The organism is Aeromonas lusitana (assembly GCF_002812985.1).
Lineage (GTDB): Bacteria > Pseudomonadota > Gammaproteobacteria > Enterobacterales > Aeromonadaceae > Aeromonas > Aeromonas lusitana.
In genome coordinates this window covers 1-18,145 of the sequence record NZ_PGCP01000023.1, presented here as the reverse complement: position 1 = coordinate 18,145, position 18,145 = coordinate 1, and the positions used below count along the sequence as shown (strand labels likewise).

Annotated in this window: 32 protein-coding genes; 2 read left to right on the top strand and 30 right to left on the bottom strand. The window is 54.8% G+C overall.

Going from position 1 to position 18,145, the window contains the following annotated elements:
• Positions 1–444: 444 nt before the first annotated feature.
• From rplQ to rpsJ, 28 genes are all read right to left on the bottom strand, one after another.
• Positions 445–828: a 50S ribosomal protein L17 gene (rplQ, locus tag CUC44_RS15090; RefSeq protein ID WP_005307999.1), complete on the bottom strand. Its 384-nt coding sequence runs from the start codon at positions 826–828 to the stop codon at positions 445–447.
• 43 nt (positions 829–871) lie between these two features.
• Positions 872–1,861, bottom strand: a complete 990-nt coding sequence (locus CUC44_RS15085; RefSeq protein ID WP_005307997.1) for a DNA-directed RNA polymerase subunit alpha — start codon at positions 1,859–1,861, stop codon at positions 872–874.
• A gap of 25 nt (positions 1,862–1,886) precedes the next feature.
• Positions 1,887–2,507 carry a 30S ribosomal protein S4 gene (rpsD, locus tag CUC44_RS15080; protein ID WP_010672568.1) on the bottom strand — a complete coding sequence of 207 codons (621 nt, stop codon included), beginning with the start codon at positions 2,505–2,507 and terminating at the stop codon, positions 1,887–1,889.
• A 39-nt stretch (positions 2,508–2,546) separates the two neighbouring features.
• Entirely contained in the window at positions 2,547–2,936 is a 390-nt protein-coding gene (rpsK, locus tag CUC44_RS15075) for a 30S ribosomal protein S11 (RefSeq protein WP_005319702.1), read from the bottom strand.
• Positions 2,937–2,950: 14 nt separating this feature from the next.
• Entirely contained in the window at positions 2,951–3,307 is a 357-nt protein-coding gene (gene rpsM, locus CUC44_RS15070) for a 30S ribosomal protein S13 (RefSeq protein WP_005307991.1), read from the bottom strand.
• 139 nt (positions 3,308–3,446) lie between these two features.
• Complete coding sequence (rpmJ, locus tag CUC44_RS15065; RefSeq protein ID WP_005319705.1) at positions 3,447–3,560, bottom strand: 50S ribosomal protein L36; 114 nt, start codon at positions 3,558–3,560, stop codon at positions 3,447–3,449.
• A 27-nt stretch (positions 3,561–3,587) separates the two neighbouring features.
• Positions 3,588–4,916 (bottom strand): preprotein translocase subunit SecY, encoded by a 1,329-nt coding sequence (gene secY, locus CUC44_RS15060; RefSeq protein ID WP_005307989.1) that lies wholly within the window; start codon positions 4,914–4,916, stop codon positions 3,588–3,590.
• An 8-nt stretch (positions 4,917–4,924) separates the two neighbouring features.
• The gene (gene rplO, locus CUC44_RS15055; protein WP_100860715.1) at positions 4,925–5,362 is read right to left on the bottom strand and encodes a 50S ribosomal protein L15; all 438 of its coding nucleotides are present in this window, start codon (positions 5,360–5,362) and stop codon (positions 4,925–4,927) included.
• 2 nt (positions 5,363–5,364) lie between these two features.
• Positions 5,365–5,544 (bottom strand): 50S ribosomal protein L30, encoded by a 180-nt coding sequence (gene rpmD, locus CUC44_RS15050; RefSeq protein WP_005307985.1) that lies wholly within the window; start codon positions 5,542–5,544, stop codon positions 5,365–5,367.
• A 6-nt stretch (positions 5,545–5,550) separates the two neighbouring features.
• Positions 5,551–6,051: a 30S ribosomal protein S5 gene (gene rpsE / locus CUC44_RS15045; protein ID WP_100860714.1), complete on the bottom strand. Its 501-nt coding sequence runs from the start codon at positions 6,049–6,051 to the stop codon at positions 5,551–5,553.
• Between the two features lie 14 nt (positions 6,052–6,065).
• Positions 6,066–6,419, bottom strand: a complete 354-nt coding sequence (gene rplR, locus CUC44_RS15040; RefSeq protein ID WP_100860713.1) for a 50S ribosomal protein L18 — start codon at positions 6,417–6,419, stop codon at positions 6,066–6,068.
• 9 nt (positions 6,420–6,428) lie between these two features.
• Positions 6,429–6,962, bottom strand: coding sequence for a 50S ribosomal protein L6 (gene rplF / locus CUC44_RS15035; RefSeq protein ID WP_005307981.1), 534 nt, complete (start codon positions 6,960–6,962; stop codon positions 6,429–6,431).
• Between the two features lie 13 nt (positions 6,963–6,975).
• Positions 6,976–7,368 (bottom strand): 30S ribosomal protein S8, encoded by a 393-nt coding sequence (gene rpsH / locus CUC44_RS15030; protein WP_005307980.1) that lies wholly within the window; start codon positions 7,366–7,368, stop codon positions 6,976–6,978.
• 19 nt (positions 7,369–7,387) lie between these two features.
• Positions 7,388–7,693 (bottom strand): 30S ribosomal protein S14, encoded by a 306-nt coding sequence (gene rpsN, locus CUC44_RS15025; RefSeq protein ID WP_005331161.1) that lies wholly within the window; start codon positions 7,691–7,693, stop codon positions 7,388–7,390.
• Positions 7,694–7,703: 10 nt separating this feature from the next.
• The gene (gene rplE, locus CUC44_RS15020; protein ID WP_005331162.1) at positions 7,704–8,243 is read right to left on the bottom strand and encodes a 50S ribosomal protein L5; all 540 of its coding nucleotides are present in this window, start codon (positions 8,241–8,243) and stop codon (positions 7,704–7,706) included.
• 13 nt (positions 8,244–8,256) lie between these two features.
• Entirely contained in the window at positions 8,257–8,574 is a 318-nt protein-coding gene (rplX, locus tag CUC44_RS15015; protein WP_100860712.1) for a 50S ribosomal protein L24, read from the bottom strand.
• Positions 8,575–8,585: 11 nt separating this feature from the next.
• Positions 8,586–8,954, bottom strand: coding sequence for a 50S ribosomal protein L14 (gene rplN, locus CUC44_RS15010; protein ID WP_005307975.1), 369 nt, complete (start codon positions 8,952–8,954; stop codon positions 8,586–8,588).
• A 149-nt stretch (positions 8,955–9,103) separates the two neighbouring features.
• Positions 9,104–9,352, bottom strand: coding sequence for a 30S ribosomal protein S17 (gene rpsQ, locus CUC44_RS15005; protein ID WP_005307966.1), 249 nt, complete (start codon positions 9,350–9,352; stop codon positions 9,104–9,106).
• On the bottom strand, positions 9,352–9,543 hold the full coding sequence (gene rpmC / locus CUC44_RS15000) for a 50S ribosomal protein L29 (RefSeq protein WP_005319733.1): 192 nt from the start codon (positions 9,541–9,543) through the stop codon (positions 9,352–9,354). The genes rpsQ and rpmC overlap by 1 nt, the downstream gene beginning before the upstream one ends.
• Complete coding sequence (rplP, locus tag CUC44_RS14995; protein ID WP_005307963.1) at positions 9,543–9,956, bottom strand: 50S ribosomal protein L16; 414 nt, start codon at positions 9,954–9,956, stop codon at positions 9,543–9,545. Before rplP ends, rpmC begins: the two co-directional genes overlap by 1 nt.
• Positions 9,957–9,969: 13 nt before the next feature.
• Positions 9,970–10,683, bottom strand: coding sequence for a 30S ribosomal protein S3 (gene rpsC, locus CUC44_RS14990; protein ID WP_100860711.1), 714 nt, complete (start codon positions 10,681–10,683; stop codon positions 9,970–9,972).
• 3 nt (positions 10,684–10,686) lie between these two features.
• Entirely contained in the window at positions 10,687–11,031 is a 345-nt protein-coding gene (gene rplV, locus CUC44_RS14985) for a 50S ribosomal protein L22 (protein ID WP_005319741.1), read from the bottom strand.
• A 10-nt stretch (positions 11,032–11,041) separates the two neighbouring features.
• Positions 11,042–11,320, bottom strand: a complete 279-nt coding sequence (gene rpsS / locus CUC44_RS14980; protein ID WP_005307960.1) for a 30S ribosomal protein S19 — start codon at positions 11,318–11,320, stop codon at positions 11,042–11,044.
• A 22-nt stretch (positions 11,321–11,342) separates the two neighbouring features.
• Positions 11,343–12,164: a 50S ribosomal protein L2 gene (gene rplB / locus CUC44_RS14975; protein ID WP_033130006.1), complete on the bottom strand. Its 822-nt coding sequence runs from the start codon at positions 12,162–12,164 to the stop codon at positions 11,343–11,345.
• Between the two features lie 15 nt (positions 12,165–12,179).
• A complete protein-coding gene (gene rplW, locus CUC44_RS14970) occupies positions 12,180–12,482 on the bottom strand; it encodes a 50S ribosomal protein L23 (RefSeq protein WP_042019359.1) in 303 nt (100 codons plus the stop codon).
• On the bottom strand, positions 12,479–13,084 hold the full coding sequence (gene rplD / locus CUC44_RS14965; protein WP_025325386.1) for a 50S ribosomal protein L4: 606 nt from the start codon (positions 13,082–13,084) through the stop codon (positions 12,479–12,481). Before rplD ends, rplW begins: the two co-directional genes overlap by 4 nt.
• A 17-nt stretch (positions 13,085–13,101) precedes the next feature.
• Positions 13,102–13,734 carry a 50S ribosomal protein L3 gene (gene rplC / locus CUC44_RS14960; protein WP_010672559.1) on the bottom strand — a complete coding sequence of 211 codons (633 nt, stop codon included), beginning with the start codon at positions 13,732–13,734 and terminating at the stop codon, positions 13,102–13,104.
• 22 nt (positions 13,735–13,756) lie between these two features.
• The gene (rpsJ, locus tag CUC44_RS14955; RefSeq protein ID WP_005307944.1) at positions 13,757–14,068 is read right to left on the bottom strand and encodes a 30S ribosomal protein S10; all 312 of its coding nucleotides are present in this window, start codon (positions 14,066–14,068) and stop codon (positions 13,757–13,759) included.
• 357 nt (positions 14,069–14,425) lie between these two features.
• Here rpsJ and CUC44_RS14950 point away from each other — a divergent pair, with 357 nt between their 5' ends.
• On the top strand, positions 14,426–15,340 hold the full coding sequence (locus CUC44_RS14950) for a DMT family transporter (protein WP_100860710.1): 915 nt from the start codon (positions 14,426–14,428) through the stop codon (positions 15,338–15,340).
• A gap of 37 nt (positions 15,341–15,377) precedes the next feature.
• On the opposite strand, the gene envZ is transcribed toward CUC44_RS14950, so the two are convergent.
• Together envZ and ompR are read right to left on the bottom strand one after the other, a co-directional pair.
• Positions 15,378–16,688: a two-component system sensor histidine kinase EnvZ gene (envZ, locus tag CUC44_RS14945; protein ID WP_167388919.1), complete on the bottom strand. Its 1,311-nt coding sequence runs from the start codon at positions 16,686–16,688 to the stop codon at positions 15,378–15,380.
• On the bottom strand, positions 16,685–17,404 hold the full coding sequence (gene ompR, locus CUC44_RS14940) for an osmolarity response regulator transcription factor OmpR (RefSeq protein ID WP_100860709.1): 720 nt from the start codon (positions 17,402–17,404) through the stop codon (positions 16,685–16,687). Before ompR ends, envZ begins: the two co-directional genes overlap by 4 nt.
• Before the next feature lie 223 nt (positions 17,405–17,627).
• Here ompR and greB point away from each other — a divergent pair, with 223 nt between their 5' ends.
• Positions 17,628–18,101 carry a transcription elongation factor GreB gene (gene greB, locus CUC44_RS14935; RefSeq protein ID WP_100860708.1) on the top strand — a complete coding sequence of 158 codons (474 nt, stop codon included), beginning with the start codon at positions 17,628–17,630 and terminating at the stop codon, positions 18,099–18,101.
• The last annotated feature ends 44 nt before the right edge of the window (positions 18,102–18,145 follow it).

Sequence of the window (18,145 nt, the reverse complement as noted above, 5' to 3'; positions counted from 1 at the left end):
GGGAGTGGCATTCTACTCAACCGCCTTCTCGAGTCAAGCCTTATTTTCAAAGGCTTTTCGAGGCACCGACCGGCTTGTTTGCGTTGCCGCTTGCCCTGTCGATGGAGGCGCATTATAGGGAGCTGAAACTTTCTGGCAAGCCCTAGATCGCAATAAAACTGCAAAAATCGGCACTTTTTTAGTTATTCATAGCCAACCACAGCTTTTATACAAACTTATCCACAGAAATACCTAATCCAGGGCTAAATTGGCTATGTCTCTATAAGCAGATCAGGGCCCGATATTGATTAGGGGTATCTCGGTACCAGGTAAATGAACGTCACCTCGAGGATAAGGAATACCTATATATGAAGCGGCACGATAAAGACCGAGGCAGTTGAGGCAGTTGAGGCAGTATCAGAATCCCTTAAAAGAAAAGCCGGGACAAGCCCGGCTTTTTCTTTATCACTCAGCAGCTGCTTCAGCAGCGGCCGGGCGGTCTACCAGCTCAATGTAAGCCATAGGGGCGTTGTCGCCTGCACGGAAACCGCATTTCAGAATGCGAGTATAACCGCCGGCGCGCTCCAGGTAGCGCGGGCCCAGTTCATTGAACAGCTTAGCCACGATCGCGTTATCGCGAGTACGGGCAAATGCCAGGCGACGATTAGCAACGCTATCAGTCTTGGCAAGGGTGATCAGCGGTTCAACTACACGACGCAGCTCTTTTGCCTTAGGCAGAGTCGTCTTGATGATCTCATGACGAACCAGGGAGCTGGCCATGTTGCGGAACATAGCCTGACGATGGCTGCTGTTCCGGTTCAGTTGACGACCACTCAAACGATGGCGCATGACCTTATCCTTCTAACTAAATCTGTGAAACCCGTAATCTGGATTACTCGTCAGCGATGCTGGCGGGCGGCCAATTCTCGAGGCGCATGCCAAGAGACAGACCACGGGAGGCCAACACGTCCTTGATCTCAGTCAGGGACTTCTTACCGAGGTTAGGAGTTTTAAGCAACTCGACTTCGGTACGCTGTACCAGATCACCAATATAGTGGATAGCTTCTGCCTTCAGACAGTTCGCAGAACGAACTGTCAGCTCCAAATCATCGACAGGACGCAGCAGAATCGGATCAAACTCGGGTTTCTCTTCTTTCTTCTCGGGCACGCTGACATCGCGCAGATCCACGAAGGCTTCCAGTTGCTCGGCCAGAATAGTGGCAGAACGACGGATGGCTTCTTCTGGATCCAGAGTACCATTGGTCTCCATGTCGATAACCAGCTTGTCCAAGTCGGTACGCTGTTCCACACGTGCTGCCTCAACATTGTAGGCAATACGAACGATGGGGCTGAACGCGGAGTCCAGCAGCAGGCGACCAATAGGACGCTCTTCATCATCGTTGTGAACACGAGCAGAAGCAGGCACATAACCACGACCGCGCTGAACTTTCAGGCGCATGCTGATCTCAGCATTGGCACCAGTCAGGTGGCAGATTACGTGCTCCGGGTTTACGATCTCGACTTCATCACCGTGAGTGATATCACCAGCGGTAACGGGGCCTGTTCCAGACTTGGTCAGGGACAGAGTTACCTCGTCCTTGCCTTCCAGCTTCACAGCGATACCTTTCAGGTTGAGCAGGATTTCAAGAATGTCTTCCTGTACACCTTCTTTGCTGCTGTACTCGTGCAGTACTCCGTCAATTTCGACTTCAGTAACCGCACAACCGGGCATAGATGACAGCAAAATACGACGCAGAGCATTGCCCAGCGTGTGACCAAAGCCACGCTCAAGCGGCTCGAGAGTCACTTTCGCGTGAGTTGGGCTAACTTGCTCGATGTCAACTAGCCGCGGTTTAAGAAAATCTGTTACAGAACCCAGCATTGTGTCCTCTCTTTAGAAGCTAGCTTTACTTGGAGTAAAGCTCGACGATCAGCTGTTCGTTAATGTCGGCAGACAGGTCGGAACGCTCTGGCAGGCGCTTGAAGGCACCTTCCATCTTAGCAGCGTCAACCTCTACCCAAGTCGGCTTCTCGCGCTGACCAGCAACTTCCAGGGAAGCTTTGATACGCGCTTGCTTCTTAGCCTTCTCACGAACGCAGATCACGTCCTCAGGGGATACCTGGAAAGAAGGAACATTTACGACACGGCCGTTTACCATGATGGCTTTGTGGCTCACCAGCTGACGAGATTCAGCACGAGTGGCGCCGAAGCCCATACGGTAGACGACGTTGTCCAGACGACCTTCCAGCAGCTGCAACAGGTTTTCACCGGTGTTACCCTTTTGACGGGCAGCGTCGCGGTAGTAGTTGCGGAACTGTTTTTCCAATACGCCGTAGATACGACGAACTTTTTGTTTCTCGCGCAGTTGCACGCCGTAGTCAGACAGACGCGCTTTACGCGCACCGTGTTGACCAGGAACGGTGTCAATCTTGCACTTAGAATCAATCGCACGAACACCAGACTTCAGGAAGAGGTCGGTGCCCTCACGACGGCTAAGCTTAAGCTTAGGACCGATATATCTTGCCATCTTCTTTCTCCAACAATCCTAGACCAAGTAGCTACAGCGTTATACGCGGCGCTTCTTGGGAGGACGACAACCGTTGTGCGGGATCGGAGTCACATCAGTAATGTTAGTGATGCGGAAACCAGCCGCGTTCAGAGCGCGGATGGAAGACTCACGACCGGGACCCGGACCTTTGACCATGACTTCCAGGTTCTTCACGCCGTATTCTTTGGCGATCTCACCAGCACGCTCAGCAGCTACCTGGGCAGCAAACGGAGTGGACTTACGGGAACCACGGAAACCTGAACCACCAGAGGTAGCCCATGACAGAGCATTGCCCTGACGGTCGGTAATGGTCACGATTGTGTTGTTGAAAGATGCATGAACGTGTGCGATACCGTCGCTCACTTGCTTTTTAACGCGCTTGCGAGCACGAGTCGGAGTTTTAGCCATTTTCTACCTTCCCGTTACTTCTTGATAGCCTTGCGCGGACCCTTACGGGTACGAGCATTGGTCTTGGTACGTTGACCACGAACAGGCAGGCTACGACGGTGACGCAAACCACGGTAGCAACCCAGATCCATCAAGCGTTTGATGTTCATGGAAATCTGACGACGCAAGTCACCTTCAACGGTGAATTTACCTACTTGCTCGCGCAGACTTTCGATCTGAGCTTCGTCCAAGTCTTTAATTTTCACATTCTCAGCAATACCGGCTGCGGCACAGATGGCCTTGGAGCGGGTACGACCGACGCCATAAATCGCAGTCAACGCAATGACTGCATGCTTATGGTCAGGAATGTTAATGCCAGCGATACGGGCCACTGTTCACTCCTACGTAGCGTAGATAACGACCACCACAAAGCCCGTGAGCGGATACGTGGCGGTCAACCAATACACAACAAAAGTTGGCTGGCTATATTAGCCAGCACAACTATTTGTTGCAAGTACTAACCGTAAAAAATTAGCCTTGGCGCTGTTTATGCTTTGGCTCGCTGCAAATCACACGCACCACACCGTGACGCTTGATGATTTTGCAGTTACGGCAGATTGCCTTAACGGAAGCACGAACTTTCATTGCTTAACTCCGTAACTACGCCGACCTTTAGCGGCCGTAGCCCTTCAGGTTGGCCTTCCTCAGGACGTCACCATATTGATGAGACATCATATGGGTTTGTACCTGAGCCATGAAGTCCATGATAACTACCACGATAATCAGCAGCGAAGTGCCACCGAAATAGAACTGTACGTTCCAGGCAGTCATCAAGAACTGGGGTACCAGACAGATAAAGGTGATATAGAGCGCACCTGCCAATGTCAGGCGAGTCATAACCTTATCGATGTAACGTGCTGTCTGCTCGCCCGGGCGGATCCCCGGGATAAAGGCTCCACTCTTCTTCAGGTTATCTGCTGTCTCGCGGGGGTTGAACACCAGCGCGGTATAGAAGAAGCAGAAGAAGATAATGGCTGCTGCATAGAGCATTTCATACAGGGGCTGACCCGGCTGCAGGACCATAGAGACCTGTTGCAGGATATCAGCGACCTTGCCCTCACCCTGACCAAACCAAGAGGTAATGGTCCCTGGGAAGAGGATGATGCTCGATGCGAAAATCGCAGGAATCACACCGGCCATATTCACTTTCAACGGCAGGTGTGTGCTTTGCGCGGCGAATACCTGGCGGCCTTGTTGACGCTTGGCATAGTTAACGACGATACGACGCTGACCACGCTCCACGAACACCACAAAGTAAGTCACTGCGAAAACAATCAAGCCCAGCAACAACAACAGCAGGATGTGCAATTCCCCTTGACGTGCCTGTTCGGCCGTAGCACCAATGGCATGCGGCAAACCAGCAACGATACCCGTGAAGATAATCAACGAGATACCATTACCGATCCCACGCTCGGTAATCTGTTCACCCAACCACATCAAGAACATGGTACCGGTGACCAGACTCACAACGGCTGTGAAATAGAAGCCCAAACCCGGATGAGTCACGAGTCCTTGCATCATATTCGGCAGACCGGTTGCAATACCAATGGCCTGGAAAGTCCCCAAAACCAGCGTGCCCCAACGGGTATATTGGCTAATCTTGCGACGGCCGGATTCACCTTCTTTCTTGAGTTCAGCAAGAGCGGGATGAACCACAGTCAGCAACTGGATAATGATCGACGCCGAAATGTACGGCATGATCCCCAGTGCAAGAATAGAAGCACGCGAGAGTGCACCACCACTGAACATGTTAAACATCTCAATGATGGTGCCCTTCTGTTGTTGGAACAACTCGGCCAGTACGGCGGCGTCAATACCAGGAATCGGCACATAAGAGCCTGCACGGAAAACGATAATCGCCCCGAGAACGAAGAGCAGACGGCTCTTCAATTCACTCAGACCACCCTGTGCTTTAACATCCAATCCTGGTTTCTTAGCCATTGTACTGATTATTCCTCGATTTTACCGCCAGCGGCCTCGATGGCTGCACGTGCACCTTTGGTGACGGACAGACCACGAACGGTCACAGCACGGTCAATGTTGCCAGACAGAACAACTTTAGCGAAAACGATGTTCTTAGTAACAACACCGGCTTGCTTCAGAGTGCTCAGGTCGACCACATCACCTTCTACCATGGCGATTTCGTTCAGACGCACTTCGGCAGAAACCAAAGATTTGCGAGAGAAGAAACCGAACTTCGGCAGACGGATTTTCAAAGGCATCTGACCACCTTCGAAACCGTTGCGGACTTTGCCGCCACCGGAACGAGAGGTTTGGCCTTTAACACCACGACCACCAGTCTTGCCCAGACCAGAACCGATACCACGGCCCGGACGGTGCTTAACAGACTTGGAACCTGGGGCCGGAGACAGAGTATTCAGACGCATACTTAGCCCTCCACCTTAACCATGTAATAAACCTGGTTGATCATGCCGCGTACGCAAGGAGTATCCTCCAGCTCAACGGTGTGACCAATGCGACGCAGACCCAGACCACGCAGAGTCGCCTTGTGCTTTGGCAGACGGCCGATAGAGCTGCGAGTTTGAGTTACTTTTACAGTGTTAGCCATGTCGCATTACCCCAGAATTTCTTCAACGCGCAGACCACGCTTGGCGGCGATCTGTTCCGGTGATTGACCGTGAACCAGAGCGTCGACAGTTGCGCGAACAACGTTGATTGGGTTGGTGGAACCGTAGGTCTTAGCCAGCACGTTGTGGATACCAGCAACTTCCAGAACAGCACGCATGGCGCCGCCTGCAATGATACCAGTACCTTGTGAGGCCGGCTTCATGAACACGGTGGAACCGGAGTGAACACCGCGCACCGGGTGGTGCAGAGTGCCGTTGTTCAGTTCAACCTTGTTCAGGTTACGCTTAGCCTGTTCCATTGCCTTTTGAATGGCAGCCGGAACTTCACGGGCTTTACCGTAACCGTAACCTACACGGCCGTTACCATCACCCACCACGGTCAACGCGGTGAAGGACATGATACGACCACCTTTAACAGTTTTCGAAACACGGTTTACTGCAATGAGCTTTTCTTGCAGTTCGCCGGCTTGAGATTCGATTTTAGCCATCTTCGACTCCTAGCTTAGAACTGAAGACCAGCGTCACGAGCAGCGGTAGCCAGAGCGGCAACACGACCGTGATACTTGAAACCGGAACGATCGAAAGATACGTTCTGAACGCCTTTGGCAATAGCTCGCTCAGCGATGGCTTTGCCTACTGCGGTAGCTGCATCAGCATTACCGGTAGACTTGATGCCTTCACTGATGGCCTTCTCTACTGTAGAAGCAGAGGCCAGAACTTCGGAACCGTTGGCTGCGATAACCTGCGCGTAGATATGACGCGGAGTACGGTGAACAACCAGACGGGTTGCTCCCAGTTCCTGCATCTTTTTCCGAGCACGAGTAGCACGACGGAGACGAGCTGCTTTCTTGTCCATAGTGTTACCTTACTTCTTCTTAGCTTCTTTAGTACGCACTTGCTCGTTGGCATAGCGTACACCCTTGCCCTTGTAGGGCTCCGGAGCGCGGTAAGCACGGATATCGGCGGCGACTTGGCCAACCAGCTGCTTGTCCACACCACGCAGAACGATCTCTGTCGCGGTAGGGCATTCAGCGGTGACACCAGCCGGCAGCGCATGCTCTACCGGGTGAGAGAAGCCCAGGGCCAGCGCGACAGCATTGCCCTTGATGGAGGCTTTGTAGCCAACACCAACCAGCTGCAGCTTACGCTCGAAGCCTTGGGTAACACCGATTACCATGTTGTTGACCAATGCACGGGCAGTACCGGCCTGAGCGTCAGCACCAGCGATGCCGTCGCGCGGGGCGAACTTCAGTACATTGTCTTCTTTGGTCACTTCTACACCGGCGTGGATGGAACGAACCAGGGAACCTTTACCACCTTTGATGGACAGTTCCTGACCGTTCAGAGTCACCTCTACGCCTGCTGGGATAGTGACGGGTGCCTTAGCAACGCGAGACATTTCCGACCTCCTATTAAGCGACGTAGCAGATGATCTCACCACCCATGCTTGCCTTGCGGGCAGCACGGTCGGTCATCACACCTTTAGACGTGGACACGATAGCAACACCGAGACCGCCCATGACTTTCGGCAGATCAGTAGTGCGCTTGTAAATACGCAGGCCGGGACGGCTCACGCGTTGGATCAGTTCTACAACCGGCTTGCCCTGGAAATATTTCAGTTCAATTTCCAGTTCAGGTTTCACATCACCTGCTACAGAGTAGCCAGCGATGTAACCTTCTTCTTTCAGCACTTTGGCGATAGCCACTTTCAGCTTGGAAGAAGGCATGGAAACCGCAACTTTGCTCGCCGCCTGACCGTTACGGATGCGGGTCAGCATATCCGCGATCGGATCTTGCATGCTCATAGTCTAACTCCCGAGATTCTTACCAAGAGGCCTTTTTGAGGCCTGGAATTTCGCCCTTCATGGCATGCTCACGCACCTTGATGCGGGACAGACCAAACTTGCGCAGGAAACCGTGCGGACGACCAGTAATATTGCAACGGTTACGCTGGCGGGACGGACTGGAATCACGGGGCAGCTGTTGCAGTTGCAAGACAGCATCCCAACGCGCTTCTTCAGAAGCGTTCATATCAACGATGATAGCTTTCAGCTCGGTACGCTTGGTCGCGAACTTGGCTGCCAGCTTCGCACGCTTTGCTTCGCGTGCTTTCATGGATGTTTTAGCCATAACCCTAACCTTACTTGCGGAATGGGAAGTTAAAGGCAGCCAGCAGAGCACGGCCTTCTTCGTCGGTATTCGCGGAAGTGGTGATGGTGATATCCAGACCACGGACGCGATCGACCTTGTCATAGTCGATTTCCGGGAAGATGATTTGCTCACGCACGCCCATGGAGTAGTTACCACGGCCATCGAACGCCTTGGCGTTCAGACCACGGAAGTCACGGATACGCGGTACGGAGATGCAAATCAGCCGTTCCAGGAACTCCCACATACGCTCGCCACGCAGGGTTACTTTACAACCTATCGGGTAGCCTTCACGAATCTTGAAGCCCGCAACAGATTTGCGTGCTTTGGTGATCAGCGGTTTCTGACCGGAAATGGCAGCCATATCGGCAGCAGCATTTTCCAGCAGTTTCTTGTCAGAGATCGCTTCACCAACACCCATGTTCAGGGTGATTTTCTCGATCCGAGGGACTTGCATGATAGTCTTGTAACCGAACTGCTTAGACAGTTCATTTACTACATCGGATTTGTAGTAATCATGCAGTTTCGCCATCGTTAAACTCCAATTACTTCACAAGTTCGCCGGTGGATTTGAAGAAACGAACTTTTTTGCCGTCTTCAATCCGGAAACCAACGCGATCAGCCTTGCCAGTGGCAGAGTTGAACAGCGCTACGTTTGATACATCAATGGGGGCTTCTTTGGTGACGATACCGCCAGCCTGACCCAGTGCGGGTACCGGCTTCTGGTGTTTCTTCACCTGGTTGAGACCTTCCACGATGACCTTACCTTTTGCAATCAGGACTTGAGTGACTTTGCCACGCTTGCCCTTGTCTTTGCCGGTAAGAACAATCACTTCGTCTTCGCGACGGATTTTAGCTGCCATCGTTCGACTCCTTACAGTACTTCGGGTGCCAGGGACACAATCTTCATGAACTTCTCATTACGGAGTTCACGGGTCACCGGGCCAAAGATACGAGTACCGATTGGCTGTTGGTTGTTGTTAAGCAACACAGCCGCATTGTTGTCGAAACGGATGACAGAGCCGTCCGGACGACGAACGCCTTTACGGGTGCGTACGACCACCGCGTTATAAACATCACCTTTCTTCACTTTACCGCGAGGAATAGCTTCCTTGATGGAAACCTTGATGATGTCGCCGATGCCGGCATAACGGCGGTGCGAACCACCCAGAACCTTAATACACATTACACTGCGAGCGCCGGAGTTGTCGGCAACACCCAGCATACTTTGCATCTGGATCATCTTAGTGCTCCGCTTTGTTTACTTCTTATCCCTTTGGGGGATCTGGCTGCCTTCAAAAGGCGCGAAACTATAACACAGCTATTTTTGAAAAGGTAGCCTAAAAAACAAACGGCCCCGAAGGGGGGCCGTTTGGGCTAAAAAGTACCGAATTAGGCCTTTTCTACGACAGCAACCAGGGTCCAGGACTTGGTCTTGGACAGCGGGCGGCATTCGCGGATTTCCACGAGATCGCCTGCTTTACACTCGTTGTTCTCGTCATGCACGTGCAGCTTGGTAGTGCGCTTGATGATCTTACCGTAGATCGGGTGCTTTACCTTGCGCTCGATAGCAACAGTGATGGACTTGTCCATCTTGTCGCTAATTACACGACCTTGCAGAGTACGGATCTTGTCAGTCATTACGCACCTGCCTTCTCAGTCAGTACAGTCTTGATACGTGCGACGTCACGACGCACTTGTTTCAGAGTGTGAGTCTGAGCCAGTTGGCCGGTGGAAGCTTGCATGCGCATGTTGAATTGCTCACGCAGCAGACCCAGCAGCTCCTGGTTCAGTTCATCGACGCTCTTTTGACGCAGATCTTGGGCTTTCATCACATCACCGTCTTAATTACGAAAGTGGTCTGAACGGACAGCTTAGCTGCGGCCAGGGCAAACGCTTCACGCGCCAGAGCCTCAGGTACACCATCCATCTCGTACAGAACCTTGCCAGGCTGGATCGGGCAAACCCAGTATTCCACGTTACCCTTACCTTTACCCATACGAACTTCGAGGGGCTTTTCGGTGATGGGCTTGTCCGGGAACACACGGATCCAGATCTTGCCTTGACGCTTAACGTGACGGGTCATGGCACGACGGGCTGCTTCGATTTGACGAGCAGTCAGTTGACCACGAGATGTCGCCTTCAGGCCAAAGGTACCGAAGGATACTTCGTTACCAGAGTTGGCCAGACCGCGGTTACGACCCTTATGGGTCTTGCGGAATTTAGTACGCTTTGGTTGCAACATTTACCGAGTCTCCTTACTTAGCAGCGCGGCGCTTGTTGTCACGCTTGGGCTTTGAAGGAGCCTGCTCTTGAGCGGCAGCAGCATTGACTGCAGCCAGACCGCCCAGAACTTCGCCCTTGAAGATCCAAACTTTGACGCCGATCACACCGTAAGTGGTGTGGGCTTCAGAAGTTGCGTAGTCGATGTCGGCACGCAGGGTGTGCAACGGCACACGACCTTCACGGTACCATTCGGTACGCGCGATTTCAGCGCCGCCCAGACGACCGGACACTTCCACTTTGATGCCCTTGGCACCCAGGCGCATGGCGTTCTGTACGGCGCGCTTCATAGCACGACGGAACATTACGCGACGTTCCAGCTGGGAAGTGATGCTGTCGGCAACGAGTTTGCCATCCAGCTCCGGCTTGCGGACTTCGGAAATGTTGATCTGAGCAGGCACGCCAGCGATGGTCGCGACGGCTTTGCGCAGTTTCTCAACGTCTTCGCCTTTCTTGCCGATCACAACACCCGGACGAGCGGTGTGAATGGTCACACGGATGCTCTTGGCCGGACGTTCGATAGTGATCTTGGACAAGGAAGCGTTTTTCAGCTCCTTGGTCAGGAACTGGCGTACTTGGAAATCGCTGTACAGGTTGTCAGCGAAGTCTTTGGTGTTCGCGAACCAGGTAGAATTCCAAGGCTTGGTAATACCCAGGCGAATGCCATTAGGATGTACTTTCTGACCCATTGCTTATCTCCCAGCCTTAGCGTCGGATACCACTACAGTGATGTGAGCGGTACGCTTGAGGATACGATCCGCGCGACCTTTGGCACGCGGGCGGATGCGCTTCATGGAGGGACCTTCGTCTACCATGATGGTGGCAACACGCAGGGCGTCGATGTCGGCGCCTTCGTTGTGCTCAGCGTTTGCAATGGCAGATTCCAGCACTTTCTTCACCAGAACAGCAGCCTTTTTCGGGCTGAAGGTCAGGATGTTCAGAGCCTTGTCTACGGACAGACCACGTACTTGATCGGCTACCAGACGAGCTTTCTGGGCAGAAGTACGGGCATAACGGTGTTTAGCGATAGCTTCCATCATTTATCCCTTAGCGCTTCTTAGCCTTCTTATCAGCAGCATGGCCGCGATAAGTACGAGTCGGTGCGAATTCACCCAGTTTGTGACCGATCATTTCTTCGGTAACGAAAACCGGAACGTGCTGACGACCATTATGGACAGCGATGGTCAAACCGATCATGTTCGGGATGATCATTGAACGACGGGACCAGGTCTTAACCGGCTTTTTATCCCCGCTTTCCACCGCTTTCTCTACCTTCTTCAGCAAGTGCAGGTCAATAAATGGACCCTTCTTGAGAGAACGTGGCATGGTGATTCCTCTATGTTAACAATTACTTGTTACGACGACGTACGATGTACTTGTCGGTACGCTTGTTCTTACGGGTCTTGAAGCCCTTAGCCTTCTGGCCCCATGGGGACACAGGCTGCATGCCCTTGTTACGACCCTCACCACCACCGTGCGGGTGATCAACCGGGTTCATCGCCATACCGCGAACGGTCGGACGAATACCACGCCAGCGGTTTGCACCGGCTTTACCCAGTTGACGCAGCATGTGCTCGGAGTTACCGACTTCACCGATGGTAGCGCGGCACTCGGCCAGAACTTTACGTACTTCGCCGGAACGCAGACGCAGAGTTACATAGTTACCATCACGCGCCAGGATCTGGATGAAAGTACCAGCGGAACGAGCCAGCTGGGCACCTTTACCAGGTTTCATCTCAACGGCGTGAACGGTAGAACCGACCGGGATGTTACGCATTGGCAGGGTGTTACCTACCTTGATCGCAGCATCAGCACCAGAAGCGATTGCATCACCTGCTTTCAGGCCTTTCGGCGCCAGGATGTAACGACGCTCACCGTCTGCATACAGCACCAGGGCGATGTTTGCGGTACGGTTAGGATCGTATTCCAGACGTTCTACTTTGGCCGGAATGCCGTCTTTGTCGCGCTTGAAGTCGACCAGACGGTAATGCTGCTTGTGACCACCACCGATATGACGGGTGGTGATACGACCGTTGTTGTTACGGCCGCCGGACTTGCTTTTGCTGTCCAGCAGAGCGGCGAAGGGCTTGCCCTTGTACAGCTCTTGGTTGACGATCTTGACGACGTGGCGGCGGCCCGGAGAAGTAGGCTTGCACTTAACGATTGCCATTTTTGAGAACTCCTCTTACTCGGCTGCGCCCATGAAGTCGATGTCCTGACCAGCTTTCAGGGTCACATAAGCCTTTTTCCAATCGGAACGACGGCCTACGCGTGCACCTGCGCGCTTGGTCTTACCCTTCATGTTCAGGGTACGGACGGTCTCAACTTCGACCTCGAACAGTTTCGCAACTGCAGCTTTGACTTCCGCCTTGGTGGCATCAACAGCAATCTTGAACACGATAGTGTTCTGCTTTTCTGCGACCATGGTGCTCTTTTCAGAGATGTGCGGAGCCTTCAGAACTTTCAACAGACGTTCTTCGCGGATCATGCCAGCATCTCCTCGATTTGCTTAACTGCGTCAGCAGTCATCAGAATCTTGTCGAAAGCGATCAGGCTAACCGGGTCGATACCGGCAACATCACGCACGTCGACCTTGTACAGGTTGCGAGCAGCCAGGAACAGGTTCTCATCGACTTCAGCAGTCACGATCAGAACGTCAGTCAGTTCCATCTCTTTCAGCTTGGCGATCAGTTCTTTGGTCTTCGGCGCTTCGATGCCGAATTTCTCAACAACGATCAGGCGCTCTTGACGTACCAGCTCGGACAGGATGCTACGGATAGCGCCGCGGTACATCTTCTTGTTTACTTTTTGGCTGTGATCTTGCGGCTTAGCAGCAAAGGTCACACCACCGGAACGCCAAATGGGCGAACGGATGGAGCCAGCACGGGCACGACCAGTACCCTTCTGACGCCACGGCTTTTTGCCGCCACCAGACACTTCAGAGCGAGTCAGCTGCGCACGAGTACCCTGACGGGCACCAGCGGCATAAGCAACGACGACCTGGTGAACCAGAGCTTCGTTGAATTCGCGCCCGAAGGTAGTCTCGGAAACTTCAAGAGCGCTCTTGGCGTCTTTCATTACCAATTCCATTACTATCTCCTCAGACGTTACGCTTTGACGGCAGGTTTAACGATCACGTTGCCGTTGGTTGCACCCGGTACTGCGCCTTTGATGAGCAGCAGGTTGCGTTCAGCGTCAACACGAACCAGTTCCAGGTTCTGAGTCGTTACACGCTCAGCACCCATGTGACCAGCCATCTTTTTGCCCTTGAATACACGGCCCGGGGTCTGGTTTTGACCGATGGAGCCAGGTACACGGTGGGACAGAGAGTTACCGTGGGTCATATCCTGGGTGCGGAAGTTCCAGCGCTTAACAGTACCGGCAAAACCTTTACCCTTGGATGTGCCGGTAACATCTACCAGCTTAACGTCAGCAAGAAGATCTACTTTCAGCTCGCTACCAACAGTGAAAGTTTCACCGTTGTTCAAGCGGAATTCCCACAGACCGCGACCGGCTTCTACACCAGCTTTGGCGAAGTGGCCAGCTTCCGGCTTGGTCACACGGCTGGCTTTTTTGGCGCCAGTGGTAACCTGAATAGCGTTGTAGCCGTCGGTTTCTACAGATTTGACCTGAGTTACACGGTTAGCTTCAACTTCGATAACAGTCACCGGGATAGAAACGCCATCTTCAGTGAAGATGCGAGTCATACCCACTTTGCGACCTACAAGACCGATTGTCATTGTTATCAACCTCTTTCCGTAATTAACCCAGGCTGATCTGGACGTCTACACCAGCTGCCAGATCCAGACGCATCAGAGCGTCAACGGTCTTGTCAGTCGGTTCAACGATGTCTACCAGACGCTTGTGAGTGCGGATCTCGTACTGATCACGCGCATCTTTGTTGACGTGCGGGGAGATCAGGACGGTGAAGCGCTCTTTGCGAGTCGGCAGCGGGATAGGACCGCGAACCTGCGCGCCGGTGCGCTTTGCAGTTTCAACGATTTCCGCTGTGGATTGATCAATCAGGCGATGATCAAAAGCCTTCAGGCGAATACGGATTCTTTGGTTCTGCATTGACAGAGCTCCAATAGATAAAAGAACATAAATCAACACCGCCCGACCGGGATAACTCCCGCCAGAGGTGCGATTTTTCACGTTTCCTCCCATATCGGGAGGACTGTATGGCTGGCGACACGTAAACGAGAAGCTCAGCAAGCAGACATATCGTCTGGCTTACCTCATGGGTAAGCGGAGGGGATTATACGGATTTTTTCAATTTGCGCAAGGGAAGGCGAACAGATAGTGCGCAATTTTATGTGACGGATGGATCTCGCCAGTAAGGGGCATCTTGCCGGTCGCAAACCGGTAACGACAATGTTGCAAGGGGGCTGATAGACTGCGCCCTCTCCCCTGTCAACGGAACGACCCCGGATGATCAAAGATCAGAAAAAAGCCTATCAGTATGGACTCTGCGCCGTCGCCCTCTGGTCGACGGTGGCCACCGCCTTCAAGATCTCACTCGCCTACTTCGAACCGGTGCAGCTGCTGCTCGTTGCCGCCTTCACCTCGACCCTGACCCTGACGGCCATCGTCGCCAAACAGGGCAAGCTGCCGCTGCTGCTGACGTATATCAAGGCCCGCCCCTACTACTATCTGGCGCTGGGCGTGTTGAACCCCTTCCTCTATTACCTGCTGCTGTTCAAGGCCTATGATCTGCTGCCCGCCCAGCAGGCCCAGACCCTCAATTACACCTGGGCCATCACCCTCAGTCTGCTGGCAGTGCCCTTCCTCGGCCAGAAGCTGCGCCGCCGCGACGGGGTCGCCATCGTGCTGGGTTACTTTGGTGCCCTGGTCATCGCCACCAAGGGGGATGTGTTCGGCCTGCAGTTCGACAGCCCGCTCGGGGTGACGCTGGCACTGGTATCGACCCTCATCTGGGCCGGCTACTGGATCCTCAATACCCGTAATCAAGGGGATCCCATCGTCAGCCTGCTGCTTGGCTTTATCATCAGCCTGCCGTTCATCGTCGCGGCGACCTGGCTGCTGTCCGACTTCCAGATGACTGCCTGGCAAGGCTGGGCCGGCGCCATCTATGTGGGGTTGTTCGAGATGGGCTTTGGCTTCGTGCTCTGGCTGATGGCCCTGCGCCACGCCACCAACACGGCGCCCATCAGCAACCTCATCTTCATCTCCCCGTTCGCCTCCCTGGTGTTGTTGAATCTGCTCATCGGCGAGGCCATCCATCCGGCCACCCCCATAGGACTGGCACTTATAGTGGCCGCCCTGCTGATCCAGCAGCTCAAATACGGCAAGCGGTATCGCAACAAGGCAGAACCCCAGGCTTGAGAAAGCAGAAGGGCGCATCCATCGATGCGCCCTTCTCTCAATCCATCCACTCCAGCGGCTGATGCTTGGGTAGCCGGATCTCCACCAGCAAGCCCCCGAGCTCAGAACCCCCCAGCCGTATGGTGCCATGGTGCTGGGACACTATCTTGGCGACGATGGCCAGCCCCAGGCCACTGCCACCACCGGTACGCGCCACATTGCCCTGGGTAAAGGGTTTGAGCACCCGGCTGTAGTCCTCTTCCGGAATGCCGGGACCATTGTCCGACAGCCGCAGCCGTACCCAGTGACCGTCATCCTTGAGCTCGGCCCGCAGCCGGGTCGCCCCGTAGCGCAAGGAGTTGCCCGACAGATTGTTGAGGATGCGCCTCAGGCTGATGGGATTGCAGGCCACCCGCACCGCCTGATCCGGCAGCAATAGCTCCACTTCCAGCCCCTGATCCGTCTGCATCAGCAGCACGTCGTGGATCAGCTGGGTCAGATCGATCTGCTGGGTGTCCAGCCCCTCGTCCGGCCGTATGTAGTCGATGAACTGATCTATGATGCCGTTCGACTCGTCGATGTCCGCATTGATGCTCTCCTTGAGGTACTCATCCCCGGAGGACATCATCTCGGTCGCCAAGCGGATGCGGGTCAGCGGGGTGCGCAAGTCGTGGGAGACCCCGGCCATCATCATGTTGCGCTCCTCGATCAGCCGCTTGATGGAGCTCGACATGTGATTGAAGGTCCGCGTCAGCCGGCGCACCTCCCGGGAGCCCTGCTCCCCCAGGGCATCGGGGAAGTTGCCGCGGGCCACCGCTACGGCGCCCGCCTCCAGATCCTCCAGCGGGCGCACCAGCTGGCGAGCGAAGCGCCAGGCCGCAAACAGGGTCACCACCAGCAGCACGCTCATGTAGAGCAGCAGCGGCTCTATGTCGTCATCCTCGATCTCGGTCAGGGGGATCCGCACCCACATCTGACTGGCCTGGGGCGGCTGGATCCAGATGATGTAGTGATCCTGGATCTCGACCCTGACCCTGGTCTTACCCTTCAGCTCGTTACTGATGTTCTCTTCGAGGAAAGGGTATGGCTTGGAGTCGTTCAGCCCGTGCTGCTCCGCCTCACTCTGGGTATAGATATCGCTGCCGGTGGCCACATAGACCAGGGCCTCGGCATCTTCGCTGAGCGCCAGCTGCTTGCTGTCGATGGGGAAGATGAGCTTGACCTGATTCGCCAGCAGGTGGCTGATCTGCTTGACGGTGGGCGACAGCAGGTAGTTGTAGAAGGTGACATAGGAGACAAACTGATAGACCACCAGGACGGCGGCCAGAAACCAGAGCATGCGGGAGAACATGCTGCTCACTTTCTTCATGCGCCGTCACCGTCCGGCACGAACACATAACCCAGACCCCAGACGGTCTGCAGATAACGGGGCTGGGCCGGATCCTGCTCCAGCAGGCGGCGCAGGCGGGAGACCTGTACGTCTATGCTGCGCTCGGTCGCCGTGTATTCGCGGCCCCGGGCCAGATTCATCAACTTGTCGCGGGAGAGCGGCTCGCGGGGGTGGCTCACCAGCACCTTGAGCACGGCAAACTCGCCGCTGGTCAGTGCAACCGGATCGCCATCACGGCTCAGCTCCCGGGTCGCCAGGTTGAGCTGATAGGCACCGAAGGTCACCATCTTCTCGGCGGCGGAGGGGGCACCGGGCAGCTCGACCGTGTGACGACGCAGCACGGCACGGATCCGGGCCAGCAGCTCGCGGGGATTGAACGGCTTGGGCAGATAGTCGTCGGCCCCCATCTCGAGACCGACGATGCGATCCACCTCATCCCCCTTGGCGGTGAGCATGAGCACCGGGATCTGGTTGCCCGCCTCACGCAGCCGGCGGCAGATGGAGAGGCCATCCTCCCCCGGCAGCATCAGATCCAGTACCATCAGGCTGAAGTTCTCGCGCGTCAGCAAGCGATCCGCCTGCTCCCCGTTGGCCACGCCCCGCACCATGAACCCCTGCTCGGTGAGGTAACGCTCCAGCAGGGAACGTAATTTCAGGTCATCGTCGACCACCAGGACCTTGTATTGCTGACTCATTGCTTGCCACTCCTCTCTGTCTGTCCCCAATACTAGGACTCCCCCCCGCATCGGCAAAGCATAAATATGTTACCGGTTATTACCCTAACCGAGGTCAGAGACCCTGGCTATGGTCAGGGCCAGGGGCTCTCTGGTACCTTTGCGCTCACCACCGGGGCGCAATGACCCGGACCCGGAACAGCACAACCTCCCTTACCCAGTCGTAACAGGGGCTGATTACACCATGAAAACCAAACTCATTACGCGGGAAGGCTATAACAGGCTGCGACAAGAGCACGACATGCTGTGGCGCGAAGAGCGGCCCGAGGTCACCAAGAAGGTCGCCTGGGCGGCCAGCCTCGGGGATCGCAGCGAGAATGCCGACTACCAGTACAACAAGAAGCGGCTGCGGGAAATCGACAGACGGGTGCGTTACCTGCGCAAATGCCTGGAAGAGCTCACCATAGTCGATTACGCCCCCTCCCAGGAGGGCAAGGTATTCTTCGGCGCCTGGGTCGAAGTGGAGAGTGAGGAGGGCGAGACCAAGCGCTTTCGCATCGTCGGCTACGACGAGATCTTCGGTCGCAAGGATTACATCTCCATCGACTCCCCCATGGCCCGCGCCCTGCTCAAGAAAGAGGTCGGCGACGAGGCCATAGTGCGTACGCCAGTGGGTGACGCCTGCTGGTATGTGAACGAGATAAGCTACCCCAGGTGATCCGGCGAAGGGGGCCGCCTCCCCGGCCCCCTTCGCCGGATCAC

Bases quoted from the DNA above. Each gene is read 5' to 3' on its own strand.
- rplQ (WP_005307999.1), bottom strand. From the start codon at position 828: ATGCGCCATCGTTTGAGTGGTCGTCAACTGAACCGGAACAGCAGCCAT.
- CUC44_RS15085 (WP_005307997.1), bottom strand. From the start codon at position 1,861: ATGCTGGGTTCTGTAACAGATTTTCTTAAACCGCGGCTAGTTGACATC.
- rpsD (WP_010672568.1), bottom strand. From the start codon at position 2,507: ATGGCAAGATATATCGGTCCTAAGCTTAAGCTTAGCCGTCGTGAGGGC.
- rpsK (WP_005319702.1), bottom strand. From the start codon at position 2,936: ATGGCTAAAACTCCGACTCGTGCTCGCAAGCGCGTTAAAAAGCAAGTG.
- rpmJ (WP_005319705.1), bottom strand. From the start codon at position 3,560: ATGAAAGTTCGTGCTTCCGTTAAGGCAATCTGCCGTAACTGCAAAATC.
- secY (WP_005307989.1), bottom strand. From the start codon at position 4,916: ATGGCTAAGAAACCAGGATTGGATGTTAAAGCACAGGGTGGTCTGAGT.
- rplO (WP_100860715.1), bottom strand. From the start codon at position 5,362: ATGCGTCTGAATACTCTGTCTCCGGCCCCAGGTTCCAAGTCTGTTAAG.
- rpmD (WP_005307985.1), bottom strand. From the start codon at position 5,544: ATGGCTAACACTGTAAAAGTAACTCAAACTCGCAGCTCTATCGGCCGT.
- rpsE (WP_100860714.1), bottom strand. From the start codon at position 6,051: ATGGCTAAAATCGAATCTCAAGCCGGCGAACTGCAAGAAAAGCTCATT.
- rplR (WP_100860713.1), bottom strand. From the start codon at position 6,419: ATGGACAAGAAAGCAGCTCGTCTCCGTCGTGCTACTCGTGCTCGGAAA.
- rplF (WP_005307981.1), bottom strand. From the start codon at position 6,962: ATGTCTCGCGTTGCTAAGGCACCCGTCACTATCCCAGCAGGCGTAGAG.
- rpsH (WP_005307980.1), bottom strand. From the start codon at position 7,368: ATGAGCATGCAAGATCCGATCGCGGATATGCTGACCCGCATCCGTAAC.
- rpsN (WP_005331161.1), bottom strand. From the start codon at position 7,693: ATGGCTAAAACATCCATGAAAGCACGCGAAGCAAAGCGTGCGAAGCTG.
- rplE (WP_005331162.1), bottom strand. From the start codon at position 8,243: ATGGCGAAACTGCATGATTACTACAAATCCGATGTAGTAAATGAACTG.
- rplX (WP_100860712.1), bottom strand. From the start codon at position 8,574: ATGGCAGCTAAAATCCGTCGCGAAGACGAAGTGATTGTTCTTACCGGC.
- rplN (WP_005307975.1), bottom strand. From the start codon at position 8,954: ATGATCCAGATGCAAAGTATGCTGGGTGTTGCCGACAACTCCGGCGCT.
- rpsQ (WP_005307966.1), bottom strand. From the start codon at position 9,352: ATGACTGACAAGATCCGTACTCTGCAAGGTCGTGTAATTAGCGACAAG.
- rpmC (WP_005319733.1), bottom strand. From the start codon at position 9,543: ATGAAAGCCCAAGATCTGCGTCAAAAGAGCGTCGATGAACTGAACCAG.
- rplP (WP_005307963.1), bottom strand. From the start codon at position 9,956: ATGTTGCAACCAAAGCGTACTAAATTCCGCAAGACCCATAAGGGTCGT.
- rpsC (WP_100860711.1), bottom strand. From the start codon at position 10,683: ATGGGTCAGAAAGTACATCCTAATGGCATTCGCCTGGGTATTACCAAG.
- rplV (WP_005319741.1), bottom strand. From the start codon at position 11,031: ATGGAAGCTATCGCTAAACACCGTTATGCCCGTACTTCTGCCCAGAAA.
- rpsS (WP_005307960.1), bottom strand. From the start codon at position 11,320: ATGCCACGTTCTCTCAAGAAGGGTCCATTTATTGACCTGCACTTGCTG.
- rplB (WP_033130006.1), bottom strand. From the start codon at position 12,164: ATGGCAATCGTTAAGTGCAAGCCTACTTCTCCGGGCCGCCGCCACGTC.
- rplW (WP_042019359.1), bottom strand. From the start codon at position 12,482: ATGATCCGCGAAGAACGTCTGTTGAAAGTTCTGAAGGCTCCGCACATC.
- rplD (WP_025325386.1), bottom strand. From the start codon at position 13,084: ATGGAATTGGTAATGAAAGACGCCAAGAGCGCTCTTGAAGTTTCCGAG.
- rplC (WP_010672559.1), bottom strand. From the start codon at position 13,734: ATGACAATCGGTCTTGTAGGTCGCAAAGTGGGTATGACTCGCATCTTC.
- rpsJ (WP_005307944.1), bottom strand. From the start codon at position 14,068: ATGCAGAACCAAAGAATCCGTATTCGCCTGAAGGCTTTTGATCATCGC.
- CUC44_RS14950 (WP_100860710.1), top strand. From the start codon at position 14,426: ATGATCAAAGATCAGAAAAAAGCCTATCAGTATGGACTCTGCGCCGTC.
- envZ (WP_167388919.1), bottom strand. From the start codon at position 16,688: ATGAAGAAAGTGAGCAGCATGTTCTCCCGCATGCTCTGGTTTCTGGCC.
- ompR (WP_100860709.1), bottom strand. From the start codon at position 17,404: ATGAGTCAGCAATACAAGGTCCTGGTGGTCGACGATGACCTGAAATTA.
- greB (WP_100860708.1), top strand. From the start codon at position 17,628: ATGAAAACCAAACTCATTACGCGGGAAGGCTATAACAGGCTGCGACAA.